Below are 17,695 nucleotides of genomic sequence, written 5' to 3'. Positions count from 1 at the left end.
CGCGTGGGGTGCCCGCCCGTCGTCGTGTCCTGCGACGTCAGCCTCGGGGGCGGCCCGGTGGTCGGCCGGGGTTGGTCGGCTGGCCACCGGGGGTGCCCGGCTTGGCGCCGCCGCCGCTGCTGATCTGGATGGTCACCACGCCACCCTTGATGGTCCGGCCGTCCGGGCTGGTGCCGGCGGCGGTGCCCGGCGGGCAGCTGGAGGGCACCTTGACGTCGGAGACGACCGCGTCGAAGCCGGCTCCCTCGATCCGGTTCTTCGCCGTCTCGACCGGCTGGCACTTGACGTTCGGGATCGAACGCTGGTCACCCTCGGAGATCTTCTTGCCGGGCGGCTCGAAGTCGATCCGGGGCTTGCCCTTCATCGCGTCCCGGAGCGTCTCGTAGACCGGCGGGTTGATGCCGTTGGGCACGTTGTGCCCCATCTTGACGTTGGTCTGCGGCCAGTCCGGATCGGCCATGATGCCGGCCACCGCGTACTGCTTGGTCATCGCGACCAGCGCGGCGCTCTTCTCCGAGTCGGTGGTGCCGGACTTGCCGGCCACCGGCGCCTTGACGATGCCGCGGACGTTGGCCGCCGTCCGGCTGCCGCCGCAACTGCCGTTGGCCGGGCTGTCACCAACCGGGCAGCGGGCGGCGTCCACCGCGGCCCGGGCCACGTCGGTGCTGATCCGCTTCTCGCAGCGCGGGTTGGCGATGTCCAGCTTCTTGCCCTCCGGGTCCCGGATCTCCTGCACCGGGATCGGCTCGCAGTACTTGCCGTCCGCAGCCAGGGTGGCGTACGCGTTGGCCAACTCCAGCGGAGTGGTCTGCGAGACGCCCAGGGTGAACGCGCCCCAGTCGTGCGCGTAGTCCTTGTTGCTGGCGAAGCGGGCGTCGTTGCTGGCCCGGAACTGGATGCCGAGCCGCTTGGCCACGTCGACCACGTTCTCCGCGCCGACCTGCTGCTGCAGCGGCACGAAGTAGGTGTTGATCGAGGCGCTGAACGCGCTCCACATGGTCTGCACGCCGCCGGCCTTCTTGCCCGAGTTCTGCGGGCAGTACAGGTTGGTGCCGGGGCAGGCGGCCGGGCTGTTCCGCTCGACGATGTACTCGGACCGGAACGTCTGCGGTGCGTTGATGGTGTAGCTGAGCGGGATGCCCTTCTCCAGCGCCGCGACGATGGTGAAGATCTTGAAGGTCGAGCCTCCCTGGTACCCGGTGATGCCGTCACCGCCGGTCAGCAGCGGGTTGACCGTGTTCGGGTAGTTGCCCCGCTTGCCCTTCTTGCGCTGCTTCGGGTCGCTGTGCGGCTTGTTGGCCGGGTTCTTCGGGTCGTCCAGCTTGAAGTTCCGGTTCACCGCCAGCGCCCGGACCCTGCCCGTGCCCGGCTCGACCACCGCGACCATGGCGGCTTCCTTGGCGGTCTCCTTCTTGGCCCTGCGGACCGCCTTGTCGGCCGCGCGCTGCGCGTCCGGGTCGAGCGTGGTGACGATGTGGTAGCCGCCGCTCTTGAGCCGCCGCTCCCGGTCGTACGAGGTCGAGCCGAACGTCTCCTGCCCCATCCACCAGCGGTAGAGGTAGTCGCAGAAGAAGCCCCAGCCCTTCTCCGCGGTGTCGACGCAGCCGTTCGGGGTGCGCTTGTCCTTGACCACCAGCTTGGTCGCCTTGGCGGCGTCCGCCTCCTGGCGGGTGATCGCGCCGATCTCGAACATGTTCTCGATGACGTAGTTGCGCCGGTCGACGGCGAGCGGGTAGCCGCTCTTGGTGGTCGGGTCGAACGAGCTGGGCGCCTTCACCAGGCCGGCCAGCATCGCCGCTTCCTCGATCTTCAGGTTCTTGGGCGCCTTGCCGAAGTAGACCTGGCTGGCGGCGTAGACGCCGTACGCGCCGTTGCCGAACGCGGCGATGTTCAGGTAGCGCTCCAGGATCTCGTCCTTGGAGAGCTCCTTGTCGATCTGGAGTGCGTAGCGCATCTCGCGCAGCTTGCGGGCGCTGGTGTCCTCGGTCGCGGCGACCACGTCGGCCGGGTGGGTGGCCGAGTACGCGATGGCCAGCCGGACGTACTGCATCGTCAGCGTGGAGGCGCCCTGCCGGTCGGCGCCGGCGCTCTGGTTGTTGACGAACGCGCGGGCCACGCCGTTGAGGTCCACACCGTTGTGCTTGTAGAAGTCGTGGTCCTCGGCCGCGATGATGGCCTTCTGCATCACCGGCGAGATGTCGGCGAGCTTCACGTCGCGCCGGTTCTCGTCGTACATGGTCGCCAGCTGCGTCTTGCCGTCGGCCGCGTACAGGTAGCTGATCTGCGGCGCGCGGGCCACCGTCAGCTCCTTGGGCAGCGCGCCGAACGTCTCGGCGCCGGCCTTGGCGGCCAGCCCGGACATCGCCACCGCGGGGAAGGCCGCCGCCGCGACGACCACGCCGGCCAACAGGCCGCAGATCAGCAGCGATGCGGCGTTGGTCAGCACATTGTGGTCACGTTTCCGCATCCAGGTCACCTCGACAGGGTACGCGAACAGGTAACGAGGGGCGCTGGGGCGTTCTTTCCCCATTTCCTGCGCGCGCCGACCTCGTTGTGCTAAACGCACGACCCCTGGTGCGTGGTTGCGTGAACCCGGCGCCGAGTCTCCTCCGTTCGGGGGACGGCCGCAGCGTTTTCACGTACTGGGGAGGGGTAAGCGGCGGTCGAGAGCCCGGGAAGCCGGGAGTGTCCGGAATGATGGATTTAGCCGACAACGTTGCGTAATCGGGTGACTACAGAGCATGATGGGGGCGGCGACAGCGCCACATGTCGTCCGTGCCGCCTTGGGGAAGGCAGGCCCGGTCGACCGGGGGGAATTGCCGGCTGGTCCGCACGACGTCGGTAGGTACTGCAAGGGGGGACGTGTACACATGGGCATGATCACTGACTGGCCGTCGCTGGCGGCATGTCAGAACGGGGACCCGGACGCGTTGTTCGTACAGGGCGCCGAACAGAACGTGGCCAAGCGGATCTGCCGGAGCTGCCCAGTTCGGTACGAGTGCCTGGCCGACGCGCTGGACAACCGGATCGAGTTCGGTGTGTGGGGTGGCATGACCGAACGCGAACGCCGCGCGCTGCTGCGCCGTCACCCGCAGGTGACGAGCTGGCGCAAGATGTTCGAGGCCGCGATGAAGAAGAACGGCAAGGACAAGGCCGGCAAGGACAAGATCCTGGTCACCGCCGCCGGCTGACCGCCGCGCTCCGGGCCCGGCCGACCGCGAACGGTCCGGGCCCGACCGGCGGCCCCGGCTCCGGCCCCGCCGGCCGCCACGGCCTCAGGTCCGGCTGATCGCCGCGCCGATCGTCCGCAGCCCGTCGACGTCGTGCACGTCGGCGGGCTGCGCCGTCACCGACACCGCCGGCACCGCCGGGAACTCCGCGGTGAAGCGCTCGGCGACCCGCTGCTCCCGGCGCGCCTGCTGGACCAGCGCGGCGTGCGCCCGCAGCACGTCCTCGGTGGCCTCGTGCCCACCGAGGTCGGCCAGCCGCTCGGCGGCGGCCAGGCTCTCCGCCGCGTCGAGGTCGGGCACCGCCGGCCGGTGCACCCGGTTGAGCACCAGGCCGGCCAGCGGCATCCGCTCCGCCCGCAGCCGGCCGGCGAAGTAGGCGGCCTCCCGGACCGCGTCCGGCTCGGGCGCCGCGACCAGCAGGAACGCCGTCTCCCGCGCCTGCAGGATGCGGTACGTCTGCTCGGCGCGCTGCCGGAACCCGCCGAACATCGAGTCGAGCGCGGCGACGAAGCCGGAGAGGTCGGTGAGCAGCTGCGCGCCGAGCACCTTCTGCACGACCTTGGAGAACATCCCGAAGGACGCGGTGACCAGGCTGAACATGCTCCGCCCGCCGCTGCGCGCCGGGGCCAGCAGCAGTCGCAGCATCCGGCCGTCGAGGAACCGGGACAGCCGCGCCGGTGCGTCGAGGAAGTCCAGCGCCGACCGGGACGGCGGGGTGTCGACCACGATCAGGTCCCACTCGCCCCGGGCGTGCAGCTGGCCGAGCTTCTCCATCGCCATGTACTCCTGCGTACCGGCGAAGGTCGAGCTCATCGCCTGGTAGAAGGGGTTGGCGAAGATCTCCGCCGCCTTCGCCCGATCGGTGTGCTGGAGCACCACGTCGTCGAAGGTGCGCTTCATGTCGAGCATCATGGCGTGCAGCTCGCCGCCGCTGGACTCGACGTCGATCCCCTTGACCTGACGCGGGGTGTTGTCCAGCTCGGTGAGCCCGAGCGACTGGGCCAGCCGGCGGGCCGGGTCGATGGTGAGCACCACCGTACGCCGGCCGTGCTGCTCGGCGGCCCGGAGCGCGAGCGCCGCGGCGGTGGTGGTCTTGCCCACCCCGCCCGCCCCGCAGCAGACCACGATGCGTACGCCGGGATCGGCGAGGATCTGGTCGACGTCCAGCTGCGGCGCCGCGTCTTCGGAAGGCACCAATCGAGCGTATCGGGCCGGCTGGGTCCACGCGCCGGTGCCGACGTCAGGTGTGAGTCAATCCGCCCGGACGAGCGCCTCGGCGAGCCGGTCCAGCCCGGCCCGGTCCACGCCCTCGGGCAGCAGCGGCAGCTCGGTCAGCGGCAGACCCAGCTCCACCAGGTCGGCCCGGAGCGAATCCTCCAGCTCGCGGCGGACGGTCTGGTCGCGGGCCTCGGCGTGCAGCCCGGCCACGGTGTCCCGGTCGGCGGGCAGCCCGGCGGCGACCAGCCCCCGGCGCAGCTCGGCCGGGGTCACCACCCGACCGGCCGGCAGCGGGGGCCGGGCCGCGTTGACGATCACCCGGCCCACCGGGAAACCGAACGAGGTCAGCTCGGCGATCGCGTCGACGGTCTCCTGGACCGGCATCTCCTCGAGCAGGGTGACCACGTGCACCGCGGTGATCGGCGAGCGCAGCAGCGCGGAGACTCCCTCGCTCTGTGTCTTGATCGGGCCGACCTTGGCCAGCCGGGCGGTTTCGGCGGTGACGTTGAGGAACCGGCCGATCCGGCCGGTCGGCGGGGCGTCGAGCACCACCGCGTCGTAGACCCGTCGCTGCCCGGCGGTGCGCGTGGTCGCCTCCTTCACCTTGCCGGTGAGCAGCACGTCGCGCAGGCCGGGGGCGATCGTGGTGGCGAAGTCGATGGCGCCGAACTTGCGCAGCGCCCGGCCGGCCGCGCCGAGCTTGTAGAACATGTCCAGGTACTCGAGCAGCGCCTCCTCGGCGTCCACCGCCAGGGCCCGCACCTCACCGCCGCCCGGCGCGTCGGCGAGGTGCCGCTCCTCGTACGGCAGCGGCTCGGTGTCGAAGAGCTGGGCGATGCCCTGCCGCCCCTCGACCTCGACCAGCAGGGTGCGCCGGCCGCCGGCGGCCAGCCCGAGGGCGAGCGCCGCCGCCACGCTGGTCTTGCCGGTGCCGCCCTTGCCGGTCACCACGTGGAGGCGGCCCGGCCATCCCTCGGCCGGGTCGGCCGGTCGCTCAGCTGCTCGCACCCGTCGAGCCTATCCAGCGACGGCGCTCAGGCGACCTCGCAGACCCACCAACCGGTCTTCTGCACCACCGTGAAGCGCAGTTCCTGGTCGGCGACCTTCTCGTCGGCCGTCGTCATGGTCACCTTGGTGCTGACCGTGGCCCGGTCGCCGGTCTGGTTGTCGACCTTCGGCTTGGTCCAGCGGAACCGCGGGTTCTGGTGGGCGCCGACGTACTTCTCCACCTCGGCCACCTTGGCGGCGATCCGGTCGTCGTCCCGGGCCGCCGAGCAGACCAGGCTCGCCGCCCTGGTCGCGTCCCGGTCCTTGTAGACGGCGGTGAGGAACTCGTCGACCGCGACCACGGGCTCCTTGGCGCCGGTGCCCGTCTCCGCGTTGCGCAGGGTGAAGAACGCCGCCACGCCGCCGCCGACACAGAGCACCAGCACCACGGCGAGGGCGATCGCGGCGATCAGCAGGCCGCGCTTCTTCTTCGGGGCCGCCGGGCCCTGGTACGGGGCCGCCGGGCCCTGGTACGGCGGGTAACCCGCCGGCACGGGGTTCGTCGGGTCCGCGGTGGGGGCGCCGGCTTGGGCGGCCGGAACGGCCGGGCTCGGCGCCTCGGGCTGGCCGACCGGCTCGCCGCTGGGTGGCTGGGTCATCTCTTCCCCCGGGGGTGCGACGTCGTCACCACCGGCGGCGACGAGCGTTTCGAGTGGGCGGGCGAGCTTTGCGCGCCCGTCCGACCGGAAGGGTAGCGGTCGGCGCGGGATCGTGGGGGAGGGGCGGCTCGGTCGATGCCGGACCGGACACTGTGTCGCATATGTGACTTTCGGTCACCTGCCGTGCGCGTCCTGTTTACGGGACTCGGGCCAGCGACCTACGTTCTGAGCTGCGCGGGGGGACCGGGCCGGGCGTCGGGCCCAGGACCGGATGGCGATGACGTGACCAGGTACGACGCCCGGAGGCAGCGATGCGCGACGCGGACAACAACCCCCGAGCCCAGTTCCCGACGGGGCGCCTGTCCGGTCCCGGTTCGGCCGGCGAGGGCGAGGGGGTCGCCGCGGGCCTGCCGATCAACGAGCGGTCGTACCGGCGGATCGTCGAGCCCGTCGAGGTGGTGCGGACGCTGGCCCGGCCGGCCGAGCGGACCCGGGACGACGAGGAGCCCGGCTACGTCATCCACCTGCCGATCCGGGTCGCCGACCTGGCCGCCGCGACCGCCCTGGCCGGCACGGTCGCCACCTCGCTCGGCTTCCTCACCGAACTCGACGCCGGCGAGACCACCGTCTCCACCGCCGACGACCAGAACAACCGGCACCGGGTCTTCTGTGACCTGCTGCTGCCGGACCGCACCCGCTGCCCCCAGCGGTACGAGCACAGCGGCCCGTGCGGCGAACTGCCGAGCGCGCCGGAGCAGCGTCCCGCGCCCCGGCCGGCCGCCGGACCGTAGGCTGTCCCTCGAAGTGTCATTGCCACCGAGGGAGCCCTCCACCGATGCAGAAGTGGGAATACGCCACGGTCCCGCTGCTGGTCCACGCGACCAAGCAGATCCTCGACAACTGGGGCGAGGACGGGTGGGAACTCGTCGCCGTGATCCCCGGCCCGAACCCGGACCAGCTGGTCGCCTACCTGAAGCGGCCCAAGGCATGAGCGAGCGGAGCGAGCGAATCATCGGGCTCAGCGCGCTGGTGCCTCAGGCCGCTACGCAGCGAAGCGGAGTGGCGGCATGAGCAACGGTCCGCACGCGAAGCTCGCCGAGCTCGGGCTGACGCTGCCCGAGGTGGTACCGCCGGTGGCCAGCTACGTGCCGGCCGTGCAGTCCGGGCAGCACGTGTACGTCTCCGGCCAGTTGCCGATGGCCGAGGGGAAGCTGCTGGCGACCGGCAAGGTCGGCGCCGGGGTCTCCGCCGACCAGGCCAAGGATCTGGCCCAGCGCTGCGCGCTGAACGCGCTGGCCGCGATCGACTCGCTGGTCGGCCTGGAGAACGTCGTCAAGATCGTGAAGCTCACCGGCTTCGTCGCCTCCGCCCCCGGGTTCACCGGTCAGCCGGGCGTCATCAACGGCGCCTCCGACCTGTTCGGCGCGGTCTTCGGCGAGGCCGGCCGGCACGCCCGCAGCGCGGTCGGCGTCGCCGAGCTGCCGCTCGACGCCCCGGTCGAGGTCGAGGTCATCGTCGAGGTCGCCTGACCCGCCACGCTCCCCGCGATCCTGCGCCGCCCGGCCAGGGCAAAAGCCGTGAAGCGGCAGGTATCCCGGGCCGATCGCGCAAGATCGCGGGGAGTTGCGGCCGGGGCCGTACGATCGCAGCCATGACCGGGCACTTCACGGCGCCGGCGGCCGCCCTCGCGGACGAGCTGCCGGACTGGGTGACGCTGCTGCGCGCCCCGAACCCGGGGCCGATGACGCTCGACGGCACCAACACCTGGCTGTTGCGGGCGCCGGGCGCGGAGCGCGCGGTGGTGGTCGACCCCGGCCCGGCCGACGAGGAGCACCTGTCCCGGATCGCGGCGCACGGCCCGGTCGCGTTCGTGCTGATCACGCACGGGCACGGCGACCACACCGACGGCGCCCGCCGGCTGGCCGAGCTGCTCGGCGGGGTGCCGGTCCGGGCCGCCGACCCGGCGCACACCCTCGACGGGCCGCCGCTGGCCGGGCCGGGCGACCGCATCGACGGCGCCGGCCTGGACCTCCAGCTGCTGCCCACCCCCGGGCACACCGGCGACTCGGTCTGCTTCCTGGCCGAGCACGCCGACGAGCGGGTGGTCCTCACCGGCGACACCATCCTGGGCCGGGGCACCACCGTGGTGGCCCACCCGGACGGGCACCTCGGGGACTACCTGACCAGCCTGGAGCTGCTCAGCACGTACCGGGGGATCCCGGCGCTGCCCGGGCACGGCCCGGCGCTGGCCGACTGCGGCGCCGCCGCGGAGTTCTACCTCGCGCACCGCCGCGCCCGGCTCGACCAGGTCCGGGCCGCGGTCGACGCGGGCGCCCGCACCCCGGCCGAGGTGGTCGCCGTGGTCTACGCGGACGTGGACCGGTCGCTGTGGTGGGCCGCCGAGTGGTCGGTCCGGGCCCAGCTGGAACACCTCGGGGTCGACACCGGGGAATCCGACCCCGGGGTGAGCGGGTTGGAGCAAGCGTGACCTGCCCGGTGTGCGGAACCGTCGCCGTACCCGGCGCGCGGTTCTGCCACAACTGCGGGGCGGCCCTGCCGGCCGCCGCGACGCTGCCGGCGGCCGAGCGCCGGGTGGTCACCGTGCTCTTCGGTGACCTGTCCGACTTCACCTCCTGGTCGGAGGACCTCGACCCGGAGCGGGTCGGCGCGGTCACCGACCGGGTGCTGGCCGCGCTGGCCGGCGCGGTGAAGACCTTCGGCGGGCACGTCGACAAGCTGACCGGCGACGGCATCATGGCGGTCTTCGGCGCGCCGGTGGCGCACGAGGACGACGCCGAGCGGGCGGTCCGCGCCGCGCTGTCCATGCAACGCGCGGTCCGCCGGGTGCTGGACGACGAGCGCGGCGGCGGCGCCCCGCTCGGCCTGCGGGTCGGCCTCAACACCGGCGACGTGATCGCCGGGATCCAGGCCGCGATCGAGTACACGGTCATCGGCGACACCGTGAACACCGCCGCCCGGCTCGCCGACGCCGCCGCCGTGGGCGCGATCTACGCCGGGGCGCGCACCTCCGCCGCCACCCGGCACGTCGCCTCCTGGCGGGCGCTGCGGCCGCTGCGGCTCAAGGGCAAGCGGGAGCCGGTCGAGGCGTACGAGCTGCTCGGTCTCCTGGACGCCCCGGGCACCCGGTCCGGCCTCGGCGACGAGGCGCCGTTCGTGGGCCGGGAGACCGAGATCGGCCGGGTCGCCGGCCGGCTCGCCGAGGTGATCGACCGGAGCGAGCCCCGGGTGCTGCTGATGACCGCCGAGGCGGGGATCGGCAAGTCCCGGTTCGCCGCCGAGGTGGAACGCCTCGCGGCGGGCTACGACGTGGGCGCCGGTCGGTACGCCGCGCACACCGGCGCCCGGGTGCTCTCGGTGCGCTGTGCCGCGTTCGGTGAGCGGCGCCGGCTCGCCCCGCTGGCCGACCTGGTCCGGGCCGCCGTCGGCCTGCCCGGCGACGCCGCCACCGCGGTCACCCGGCCGGCGGTGGAGGAGCGGCTGCGCCGGCTCGGGCAGCGGCTCGGCCGCTCCGGCGAACCGGTGCCGATCGCCAGCGACCAGTTGCTGGCCCTGCTCGGGTACGCCGAACTGCCCGCCGGCGGGCCGACCGACCAGGGCGAGTGGGGCGCCACCCAGCCGACCGCCGACGCGGACGCGGTGCCGAACGCGGTCGCCGACCTGCTCAGCGCGCTGGCCCAGGAGGCGCCGCTGGTGATCGTCGTGGACGACCTGCACGACGCCACCGCCGAGACCATCCGGTCCCTCGGGGTGACCCTGTCCCGGCTCACCGGGCCGGTGCTGGTGCTGCTGCTGGGCCGGCCGGAGCTGGTGCGGACGGCGGGCGCGCTGACCCGGGTGGCAGACGCCGAGGTGCACGTGCTGCCGCCGTTGCGCGGCGCCGACGCGGCCCGGCTGCTCACCAGCTACCTAAGCGGCGGCAAGCTGCCCCAGGCGGACGCCGACCGGCTGCTCGCCACCGCTCAGGGCAACCCGTTCTACCTGGCCGAACTGGTCACCCTGCTGATGGAGCGCGGGGCGCTGACCGCGATGGCCGACCGGAGCGCGCCGAACCCGGGGCGCTGGCGGCTGGTGCCCGGCTCGCTGGGCAGCCGGTTGCTCTCCCGCGACCTGGCCGCCGTGCTGGCCGCCCGGATCGACGCGCTGCCGGCCGAGGCGCGTTCGGTGCTGCGGGACGCCGCGGTGGTCGGCGACACCGTGCCGGAGGGCGCGCTGGAGGCGCTGCGCGAACAGCGCGCCGGGCTGGCCGGCCGGCCGGCGGCGGTGGCCGCGGTCGAGCTGGAGCGGGCCGTCGAGGAGCTGCTGCAACGGCGGATGCTGCACCGCACCCGCACCGGATACGCCTTCGCCACCCCACTGATGCGGGAGGCCGCGTACGCCGGGGTGAGCAAGGCCGAGCTGGCCGAGCGGCACGCCGCGCTGGCCCGCTGGGCCAGCCGTCCACCGGCCGACGGGGCGACGCCGCCGGGCGGGTTCACCGAGTCGGCCCGCGACGACTTCGTGGCCGAACACGTGGAGCGGGCCGCCGTGCTGGCCGACGCCGTCGGGCTGCGACCGGACGCGCCGGCCCGGACGGTGGTGCCGCTCGGCGTCGCCGCGCTCGGCCGGTCCGCCCGCCGGTCCCTGCACGTCGGCGAGCCGGCGATGGCCGTGGAGTACGCCGACCGCGCCGCCGAACTCGGCCGCGACGGCGTGCCGGCGGCCGATCGGGTGGTGCACGCCCGGGCGCTGCTCCAGGTCGGCCGGCCCGCCGACGCGCTCGCCTACGCCGAGAAGATCGCCGCGAACGCCGGTGACGAGGCGGGCGTCCGGGCCAGCGCGCTGCTGCTCGCCGGTCAGGCGCACCAGACCATGGGCGACCAGGCGCGGGCGGCAGCCTGCTGGCACGAGGCGTTGCAGGTGGCCACCGCCGCCGACCTGCCCGCGTTGCGCGCGTCGGCGATGCGCCGGCTGGGGATGGCCGACTTCATCGCCGGGCGGCTGGGCCAGGCGAGCAGCCGGCTCGCCGCCTCGTACCAGGTCAGCCGGGCGGTGGGGGACCGCCGGGGGCAGGCCTGGTCGTTGCAGAACCTGGCCTGGGTGACCACCACTCGGGGTGACTTCGCCGGCGCGGACGCGGTGCTCGGCCGGGCCGCCCGGCTCTTCGCCGAGTTGAAGGACCCGTACGGGCGGGCCTGGCTGCGCGGCACCACCGCGTTCGCGCGGCTGCTCGCCGGCCGGCTCCGCGAGGCGGACCGGTTGGCGCGGGTCTTCCTGCCCTTCGGCGAGCGGGTCGGCGAGGCGTGGGCGGTCGGCACCCTCCGTGCGGTCGAGGCGTTCGCCACCGCGGAACTCGGCGAGCTGGCCGACGCGGACCGGGAGGCACGCCGGGCGTACCGGGACTTCGCCGCCGCCTCCGACGACTGGGGACGCGGGTTCGCGCTGGTTGTCCGGGGTGTGGTGGCCCGGGGGCTGGGCGAGCCGGAGCACGCCGCCGACCTGTTCACCGACGCGCTGTCGTACGCCCACCGGACGTCGCACCCGCTGCTCACCGGAATGGCCGGCACGCTGCGCGGGTTCGTGGCGCTCGACCTGGGCGACGGGGCCGCCGCCGAGCGGGACGCCCGGGCGGTGCTGACCGCCGTCGAGCCGCACAACCCGCAGGCGCCCGCGCAGGTGGGCCCGCGGGTGCTGCTGGCCATGGCCCGGCTGGCGGCTGGCGATCCGGCCACCGCTGTCGGGCTGCTCGCCCCGGTCGCCACCGCCGCGGCGAACAGCCCGTCGCTGCTCTTCTCGCGCCGCCAGACGATGGCCCGGTACGCCTCCGCGCTGCTCGCCCACGGGCAGCGGGAACAGGCGCTGGACTGGGCGCGGCGGGCGGTCGCCGCCCCGGCGGAGGACGTGCGCAGCCAGGTGGTCGCGGCGAGCGTGCTGGCCGAGGCGCTGGCCGCCTGCGGCCGGCCGGCGGAGGCGCTGGCCTGCGCCGAGGAGGCGGTGCGGCTGGCGTACGCCACGGAGCAGCGCAGCGAGCGGGCCGCCGCCGACGCGCTCCTCGCCCGCCTCGGCACCGGCTGACGCCGCGCTGCGCGGCGGGATCGACACGCTCCGAAGGCGGCCCGGTGGGATGGGGGATTGTGGCGGTTCCGCCGATGTGCCCGGGGGAACCGGCCGCATAACCTGTCAGGTCGATGCGGCGTCCACAGTGGCGGCGTACCTGGCTTGGGGAGGGCCGTCATGAGGCTGCCGCGTTCGGGCGCCGGCTGGACGATCGCGGTGTTCGGCGCGTTGGCGCTGCTCATGGGCGCGGTCGGGTTGCTCTGGCCGGAGGCGCTGCTGCGGATGCTCGGCTTCGAGGTGCCGGCGCAGCGGGCGGCCGGCGACCACACCGGCACGTTCCTGATGGCCTCGTCGATGGCCTCGTTCAACATGGGGGTCTACTACCTGCTCGCCACCGCCACCGAGTGGCGCGCGTTCTACCGGTTCACGGTGTTCTTCCGGCTGGTCACCTTCACCGTCTTCAGCATCGCCGTGCTGGCCGACATCGCCCCGGGGCGGTTCTTCGGGGTGGCCGCCTGGGAGGGCGCGGGAGCGGTGGCGACGGCCGTCGGGCTCTGGTGGGACGCTCGCCGGTCGGGCGCCGCCGAGCCGTCCGTGCCCGCCGAGGCCGCGCCGGCCACGGACGCGGTGCACTGAGCGCCCCGCCCGGTTGGGTATTTTCGAGCCGTGACCGACACCCCGCCCGGCGCCCTACCGACGCCCCTCGTGCCCGGTCTGACTGATTTACGGGTATTTGCCAGGGGCGGGTACGCGACCGTCTACCGGGCCACCCAGATCTCGGTCGGCCGCGAGGTGGCGGTCAAGGTGGAGAACCGGACGCTGGACAGCGAGCGGGACCAGGCGCGGTTCCTGCGCGAGGCGCGGGCCGCCGGCCGGATGTCGTCGCACCCGCACGTGGTCGACCTCTTCGACGTCGGGGTCACCGTCGACCAGCACCCTTACCTGATCATGGAGCTCTGCGACGGGTCGTACGCCGAACGGATGCGGACCTCGCCGCTGGGCCCGGTGGAGGCCCGCGACCTCGGGGTCAAGATCGCCGACGCGATCGCCCACTCGCACGCGGCCGGTGTGCTGCACCGCGACGTGAAGCCGGCGAACATTCTCTACTCGCACTTCAACTCGGCGGTGCTGGCCGACTTCGGGCTGGCCGTGCTCGGCGAGATGCGGGACGCGTCGGTGGCGCTGGAGGTGCTCACCCCGGCGTACGCGCCACCGGAGATGTTCAACCACAGCCCGCCGTCACCGGCGGTCGACGTCTACGCCCTCTGCGCCACCCTCTACGCGGTGATGCACGGCCGGCCGCCCCGCTGGCAGTCCGAGCGGAACCCCAGCCTGGTCACCGTGCTGGAGATGTTCCACCAGCCGATCCCCGGCCTGCCGGGGGTGCCCGAGGCGATGGTCGACGTGCTCCGCGCCGGGATGGCCAACGACCCGGCCGACCGGCCCTCCGCCGCCGAACTGCGCGGCCTGCTCGCCGGCCTGCCGCTGGAGTCCACCGGCACCCCGACCGGCGGCGCGTCCGCCACCAGCGTCCCGCTCGCCGGCGGTCCCGCCCCGACCGGCCCGTACCCGGCCGGCCGGTCCAGTCGGCCCGCTCCCCGCGGACCGGTGGACGACGCCCACCCGACCGTCCCCACCACCGGCCGTCGCTGGCGGCGACGCTGGTTCCTCGGCGGCGCCGGGGTGCTCGCCCTGGCCGGCTCGGCCACCGCCGGGGCGTGGGTCGCCGGCGGCGCACCCGCACCGATCCCGTCCCCGACGGTGGGGACGGCGGCGGCCACCCCCGCCGCGCTGCCCGGCTGCGCGGACGGCGCGGCCGAACTGCCCGACGGCGCGCGCTGCGGTGCCGAGCTGGAGTGCTTCGGCCCGGTGCAGGTACGCGGCCGGCGCGCCGCGGCCGACCGGGTGCCCTGCGACGGCCAGCACACCTGGGAGAGCTACGCCGAGGGCGACCTGCCGGCCACCCTGATCGGCGCCGGGTACGCCGAGATCAGCGGGGACCCGGCGGTCCGCCGGGTGTGCAACGAGACCACCTTCCGGCTGACCAGCGGGATCGCCCAGCCGGCGGGGTGGAACCTGGAGGTGCTGCCGCCGGCCGGGGCCGGTGCCGACCGCACCTACCGCTGCCTGGCCGGGCGGGGACTGGACGCGCTCGCCGCGCCCACCCTCACCGGTCGCTGAACCGGCCCCGGTGCCGCTCCCGCATCGCCCGCACCGCGTCCAGGTTGTCCAGCGTCTCCAGGGTGTCCGCGTCGATGCCGGACAGCCCGTCCACTGGCTGCCCAGCCGTCGTGGCGGCGTCGGGCTCGGGGTCGTCGCGCTGCCGTACGGCCGCCACCGACACCCCCGCGACGGTGGCGGAGAGGACGCAGAGCAGCGCCAGCACCACCCCGACGAGATCCTGCCGGCGCCAGAGGACCAGCGTCACCAGCAACGCGACGGCGACCATCGCGGCGACCGCCGCCACCGTCCGCGCGTCCGGACCTGGCAACCTCATCCGTCCAGCATGTCTCCGCCGGGCCCCCTGTCAACCACTGCCGCCGGGTGGCGGGGGTGAGGGCGTCTACCATCCATTGAGAACTCTTCCGTCGATCATGGGGAGCGCTGTGACCCGCCTCGGTCGGATCGTCGTGGTACCGCTGGTGGTGGGCCTGCTGGCCGCCTGCGGCGACGGGTCGACGCCGGCGGTGACGCCTTCGGCCGCCAGTGCGCCGGCCACCGGCACGCCGTCGAGCGCCGCGCCGCCGAGCGCGGCATCGCTCAGCATCGACCAGGCCATCGCCAGGTTCGTCGCCGAGCGGTACGGCCCGGACGTCAGGTACGTCGGTCGCTGCGCCGTCGTCGAGCCCGGTGCGCGCGGCGTCTGCGCGCTGCCGAAGGCCACCGTGGACGGTGGCGAGGTGTACGGCATCGGGGCGCCGTTCAGCGAGATCGACGCCTTCCTGCTGCTCGACGACGACGCCGGTGGTTGGCGGGTGGTCGATTCGTACGTCCCGGACTATCCGTTGGGCGCATCACCATCCGGGCCGGTGCCGGCCTGGTTCGCCGAGGTCGACTGACCGGCCGCGGCTGGTTACCGGCCCTAAGGGCGGGCGACGACAGCGCCGATCGCGGCGAAACCGTTACACCGGCTTCGATGAAAGTCGGCTTCGTTGCCGTTTCGTGGTACGCACTCATAGCCCGACGTCTCTAGAGTGACGGGGGGTTGGGCTCTCTTCGACCCGTCCCGTCGTCCACCGGGAGGCGTCCACATGCCACGACGAACCCCGCCGGTGGGCGCATCGCTGCCGGCGGTCGGCACGCTCACCGTCCGCTGAGAGACCCGGGGTGCGGCGGGCGATCGGGCGCTCGCCGTACCCCGGCCCACCCCGGGTGTCGTCCGTCAGATGTGGACGGCTGCCGCTACCCTCGGTGTCCCGCCCGCTCCGCTCCGCAGCGAGGTTCCGATGAACGCATACTCCACCGGCTCCCGGGTGCGCTCGATCGCCACCACGCTGGCCGTGGCGCTGACCCTGACCCTGGCGGCGGCGGCCGGTTGCGACAGCCGGCAGGAGCCGGACCTGCCGTCGGTGCAGGAGAAGCTGCGCGAGACGCACATCTGGGGCCAGCCCACGGTGCGGATCGGGGTGGCCACCAACGAGCCGCTGATGGGCGAGTTGCGCAACGGCGTGCATACCGGCTTCGACGCCGAGATCGCCCGCTACATCGCCGCCTCGCTCGGTTACGAGGGCGACCAACGGGTGGAGTTCGTCTCCGTCTCCACCGAGGACCGCATCCCGGCCCTGCAGGGTGGTGTGGTCGACCTGGTGGTCTCCAGCTTCTCCATCACCGAGGAGCGCAAGAAGCTGGTCAGCTTCGCCGGGCCGTACTTTGTCACCACCCAGGAGGTGATGGTCCCGACCCGGCTGAAGGACCGCATCCGCACCATCGAGGACCTCCGCGACCCGAAGCACAAGATCTGTACCAGCGGCGGCTCCACCACGGAGGCCGAACTGGAGAAACACCAGGTCAAGGCGCTGGTGGTGAAGGACGTGGGCGATTGCGTCGCGGGCATCCGGGCCGGCCGGTACGACGCGGTCAGCTCCGACGAGGCCATTCTCGCCGGCTTCCTGGCCACCTACCCCACCGAGTTCGAGATCGTCGACATGCCCTTCGGCACCAGCGAACTGCTCGGCGTCGGCGTGCCGATCGGCGACCCCGCGCTGCGCGACCTGGTCGCGTTCTTCCTGCAGAAGAGCTATCAGCAGGGCCGGGACGGGCAGACCAGCCCGTGGCTGACCGCGTACAACCGGACGCTGGGCCCGTGGCTGCGGACGGAGAAGCGGCAACCGCAGCCGCTCGACGTGCCGAAGCTGGTCGACTTCGACGACAAGGCGCCACGGCGATGAGCGCGGCGCCGGCCACCGCCACCGGCGGCCCGGACGCCGGCGGTCCGGTCCCTGTGCCCCGGGATCCCACGCCACCGGACGCGCCGCCGGAAGGGGCGCCGCCCGGGCAGCCCGCCAAGGAACCGGTCCGGCTCGACCCGGCCGGGCTCGACCAGGCGGAGCGGCGGGCCCGGGCCAGCCAGTCGTTCTGGACCGCCGTGGTCGGCGTGCCGGCGGTCTTCTCCGTGCTCCGGCTCGGGGTGGAGGCCGGCGGCGAGTTGCAGACCACCCTGCTGCTGGTGGCGAACGTGGGACCGGTCAACCTGCTGGCCGGGTTCCTCACCACCGCGGCCCGGCTGCTCTCCACCGCCCTGGTCGCCGTCTTCGCCCTCGGCGCCGTGCTGGGCGCCAGCGTGGACCGGCTGCCACCAGGAGGCCGGCGCCGCCCGCTCTTCGCCCGCTGGGCGGAGATCACCCCGGCCTGGTTCGTCGCGGCGAGCTTCCTGCTCGCCCTGGTCACCTGGCCGCTGCTCTACCTGCCGCTGCTGGTGCCGGCGGCGGCCGCCGCCTTCCAGTTCACCCCCGAGCGGCTGCACGAGCGGCCCATCCCCCGCGTGCTGATCATCGCGGCCCTGCTCGGCGGCTACCTCTGGCTGCTGCTGCCGACCCTGCGGGACGCGTGGGGGCAGGGCGAACCGCTGCCGGTGCTGCTGCTGGTCGTACCGCCGCTGCTGGCGCTCGGCATCGCGGGGCCGCTGCCCGGGGCGGTGATCCGGCCGCTCGCCTCGGTCACCCAGGCCGCGGTACTGGCCATGCTGGTGTGGGCGGCGCTGCCGGTGATCAGCACGCCGGTGCTCCCGCTCACCGTGACCACCGTCGGCAGCGGGTCCGGCGCCACCGAGGACGTCCGCGGGCACGTGGTGACCACCGACGACGTGAACATGGTGATCCTCCAGGAGCAGGGCGGCGTCCGGTACGTGCCGGTCGGCCAGGTACGCGCGCAGGTGCTCTGCCCGACCGAGGAGGAACTGCCCCGGCACCGGCTGCGGATCCACGACTTCCACGTGGAGGACTCGCTACTGGAGGGGCTGGGCCGGCGGGTCCGTCCGGTGCACCGGATCGACGCCGCCTGCCGCTGAACCCGCGGCTGAGCGCCGGCGTCCCTTCGCCGGTTCCCAGC

Annotated in this window: 16 protein-coding genes; 11 read left to right on the top strand and 5 right to left on the bottom strand. The window is 73.9% G+C overall.

Features of this window, described 5'->3' with window-relative positions; translation table 11 throughout:
• Nucleotides 1-37: 37 nt before the first annotated feature.
• A complete protein-coding gene (locus tag GA0070609_RS27405; protein WP_088997998.1) occupies nt 38-2,467 on the bottom strand; it encodes a penicillin-binding protein in 2,430 nt (809 codons plus the stop codon).
• A 403-nt stretch (nt 2,468-2,870) separates the two neighbouring features.
• On the opposite strand from GA0070609_RS27405, the gene GA0070609_RS27400 reads away from it, so the two are divergent.
• Nucleotides 2,871-3,191 carry a WhiB family transcriptional regulator gene (locus GA0070609_RS27400; RefSeq protein ID WP_088996464.1) on the top strand — a complete coding sequence of 107 codons (321 nt, stop codon included), beginning with the start codon at nt 2,871-2,873 and terminating at the stop codon, nt 3,189-3,191.
• 84 nt (nt 3,192-3,275) lie between these two features.
• On the opposite strand, the gene GA0070609_RS27395 is transcribed toward GA0070609_RS27400, so the two are convergent.
• Genes GA0070609_RS27395 through GA0070609_RS27385 form a run of 3 tightly spaced genes read right to left on the bottom strand, consistent with a single transcriptional unit; the run spans nt 3,276 to nt 6,094 of the window.
• Entirely contained in the window at nt 3,276-4,427 is a 1,152-nt protein-coding gene (locus GA0070609_RS27395; protein ID WP_172899421.1) for an ArsA family ATPase, read from the bottom strand.
• A gap of 54 nt (nt 4,428-4,481) precedes the next feature.
• Nucleotides 4,482-5,456 (bottom strand): ArsA-related P-loop ATPase, encoded by a 975-nt coding sequence (locus tag GA0070609_RS27390; protein ID WP_088996462.1) that lies wholly within the window; start codon nt 5,454-5,456, stop codon nt 4,482-4,484.
• Nucleotides 5,457-5,482: 26 nt separating this feature from the next.
• Nucleotides 5,483-6,094 (bottom strand): Rv0361 family membrane protein, encoded by a 612-nt coding sequence (locus tag GA0070609_RS27385; protein WP_088996461.1) that lies wholly within the window; start codon nt 6,092-6,094, stop codon nt 5,483-5,485.
• 311 nt (nt 6,095-6,405) lie between these two features.
• On the opposite strand from GA0070609_RS27385, the gene GA0070609_RS27380 reads away from it, so the two are divergent.
• The 7 genes from GA0070609_RS27380 to GA0070609_RS27350 all read left to right on the top strand — a co-directional run bounded on the left by GA0070609_RS27380 (nt 6,406) and on the right by GA0070609_RS27350 (nt 14,329).
• Nucleotides 6,406-6,885 carry a hypothetical protein gene (locus GA0070609_RS27380; RefSeq protein ID WP_088996460.1) on the top strand — a complete coding sequence of 160 codons (480 nt, stop codon included), beginning with the start codon at nt 6,406-6,408 and terminating at the stop codon, nt 6,883-6,885.
• Nucleotides 6,886-6,929: 44 nt separating this feature from the next.
• Complete coding sequence (locus tag GA0070609_RS27375; RefSeq protein ID WP_088996459.1) at nt 6,930-7,085, top strand: DUF4177 domain-containing protein; 156 nt, start codon at nt 6,930-6,932, stop codon at nt 7,083-7,085.
• 76 nt (nt 7,086-7,161) lie between these two features.
• On the top strand, nt 7,162-7,623 hold the full coding sequence (locus tag GA0070609_RS27370) for a RidA family protein (RefSeq protein ID WP_088996458.1): 462 nt from the start codon (nt 7,162-7,164) through the stop codon (nt 7,621-7,623).
• A 122-nt stretch (nt 7,624-7,745) separates the two neighbouring features.
• Nucleotides 7,746-8,582 carry an MBL fold metallo-hydrolase gene (locus GA0070609_RS27365; RefSeq protein ID WP_088996457.1) on the top strand — a complete coding sequence of 279 codons (837 nt, stop codon included), beginning with the start codon at nt 7,746-7,748 and terminating at the stop codon, nt 8,580-8,582.
• Complete coding sequence (locus GA0070609_RS27360) at nt 8,579-12,166, top strand: adenylate/guanylate cyclase domain-containing protein (protein WP_088996456.1); 3,588 nt, start codon at nt 8,579-8,581, stop codon at nt 12,164-12,166. The genes GA0070609_RS27365 and GA0070609_RS27360 overlap by 4 nt, the downstream gene beginning before the upstream one ends.
• Before the next feature lie 159 nt (nt 12,167-12,325).
• The gene (locus tag GA0070609_RS27355; RefSeq protein WP_088996455.1) at nt 12,326-12,784 is read left to right on the top strand and encodes a hypothetical protein; all 459 of its coding nucleotides are present in this window, start codon (nt 12,326-12,328) and stop codon (nt 12,782-12,784) included.
• Nucleotides 12,785-12,814: 30 nt separating this feature from the next.
• A complete protein-coding gene (locus tag GA0070609_RS27350) occupies nt 12,815-14,329 on the top strand; it encodes a serine/threonine-protein kinase (RefSeq protein ID WP_088996454.1) in 1,515 nt (504 codons plus the stop codon).
• On the opposite strand, the gene GA0070609_RS27345 is transcribed toward GA0070609_RS27350, so the two are convergent.
• A complete protein-coding gene (locus tag GA0070609_RS27345; RefSeq protein ID WP_157748307.1) occupies nt 14,316-14,645 on the bottom strand; it encodes a hypothetical protein in 330 nt (109 codons plus the stop codon). The genes GA0070609_RS27350 and GA0070609_RS27345 overlap by 14 nt on opposite strands.
• Before the next feature lie 109 nt (nt 14,646-14,754).
• On the opposite strand from GA0070609_RS27345, the gene GA0070609_RS27340 reads away from it, so the two are divergent.
• The 3 genes from GA0070609_RS27340 (at nt 14,755) to GA0070609_RS27330 (ending at nt 17,654) form a co-directional block, all read left to right on the top strand.
• Nucleotides 14,755-15,207 (top strand): hypothetical protein, encoded by a 453-nt coding sequence (locus tag GA0070609_RS27340; RefSeq protein WP_088996452.1) that lies wholly within the window; start codon nt 14,755-14,757, stop codon nt 15,205-15,207.
• 387 nt (nt 15,208-15,594) lie between these two features.
• Nucleotides 15,595-16,536, top strand: coding sequence for a transporter substrate-binding domain-containing protein (locus GA0070609_RS27335; protein ID WP_088996451.1), 942 nt, complete (start codon nt 15,595-15,597; stop codon nt 16,534-16,536).
• The gene (locus GA0070609_RS27330; protein WP_088996450.1) at nt 16,533-17,654 is read left to right on the top strand and encodes a hypothetical protein; all 1,122 of its coding nucleotides are present in this window, start codon (nt 16,533-16,535) and stop codon (nt 17,652-17,654) included. The genes GA0070609_RS27335 and GA0070609_RS27330 overlap by 4 nt, the downstream gene beginning before the upstream one ends.
• The last annotated feature ends 41 nt before the right edge of the window (nt 17,655-17,695 follow it).

It is taken from the genome of Micromonospora echinaurantiaca (genome assembly GCF_900090235.1).
GTDB classification, from domain to species: domain Bacteria; phylum Actinomycetota; class Actinomycetes; order Mycobacteriales; family Micromonosporaceae; genus Micromonospora; species Micromonospora echinaurantiaca.
This window is presented reverse-complemented; position numbering and strand designations above follow the sequence as displayed.

Bases quoted from the DNA above. Each gene is read 5' to 3' on its own strand.
- GA0070609_RS27355 (WP_088996455.1), top strand. From the start codon at position 12,326: ATGAGGCTGCCGCGTTCGGGCGCCGGCTGGACGATCGCGGTGTTCGGC.
- GA0070609_RS27330 (WP_088996450.1), top strand. From the start codon at position 16,533: ATGAGCGCGGCGCCGGCCACCGCCACCGGCGGCCCGGACGCCGGCGGT.
- GA0070609_RS27385 (WP_088996461.1), bottom strand. From the start codon at position 6,094: ATGACCCAGCCACCCAGCGGCGAGCCGGTCGGCCAGCCCGAGGCGCCG.
- GA0070609_RS27335 (WP_088996451.1), top strand. From the start codon at position 15,595: ATGAACGCATACTCCACCGGCTCCCGGGTGCGCTCGATCGCCACCACG.
- GA0070609_RS27400 (WP_088996464.1), top strand. From the start codon at position 2,871: ATGGGCATGATCACTGACTGGCCGTCGCTGGCGGCATGTCAGAACGGG.
- GA0070609_RS27375 (WP_088996459.1), top strand. From the start codon at position 6,930: ATGCAGAAGTGGGAATACGCCACGGTCCCGCTGCTGGTCCACGCGACC.
- GA0070609_RS27370 (WP_088996458.1), top strand. From the start codon at position 7,162: ATGAGCAACGGTCCGCACGCGAAGCTCGCCGAGCTCGGGCTGACGCTG.
- GA0070609_RS27365 (WP_088996457.1), top strand. From the start codon at position 7,746: ATGACCGGGCACTTCACGGCGCCGGCGGCCGCCCTCGCGGACGAGCTG.
- GA0070609_RS27345 (WP_157748307.1), bottom strand. From the start codon at position 14,645: ATGAGGTTGCCAGGTCCGGACGCGCGGACGGTGGCGGCGGTCGCCGCG.
- GA0070609_RS27405 (WP_088997998.1), bottom strand. From the start codon at position 2,467: ATGCGGAAACGTGACCACAATGTGCTGACCAACGCCGCATCGCTGCTG.
- GA0070609_RS27380 (WP_088996460.1), top strand. From the start codon at position 6,406: ATGCGCGACGCGGACAACAACCCCCGAGCCCAGTTCCCGACGGGGCGC.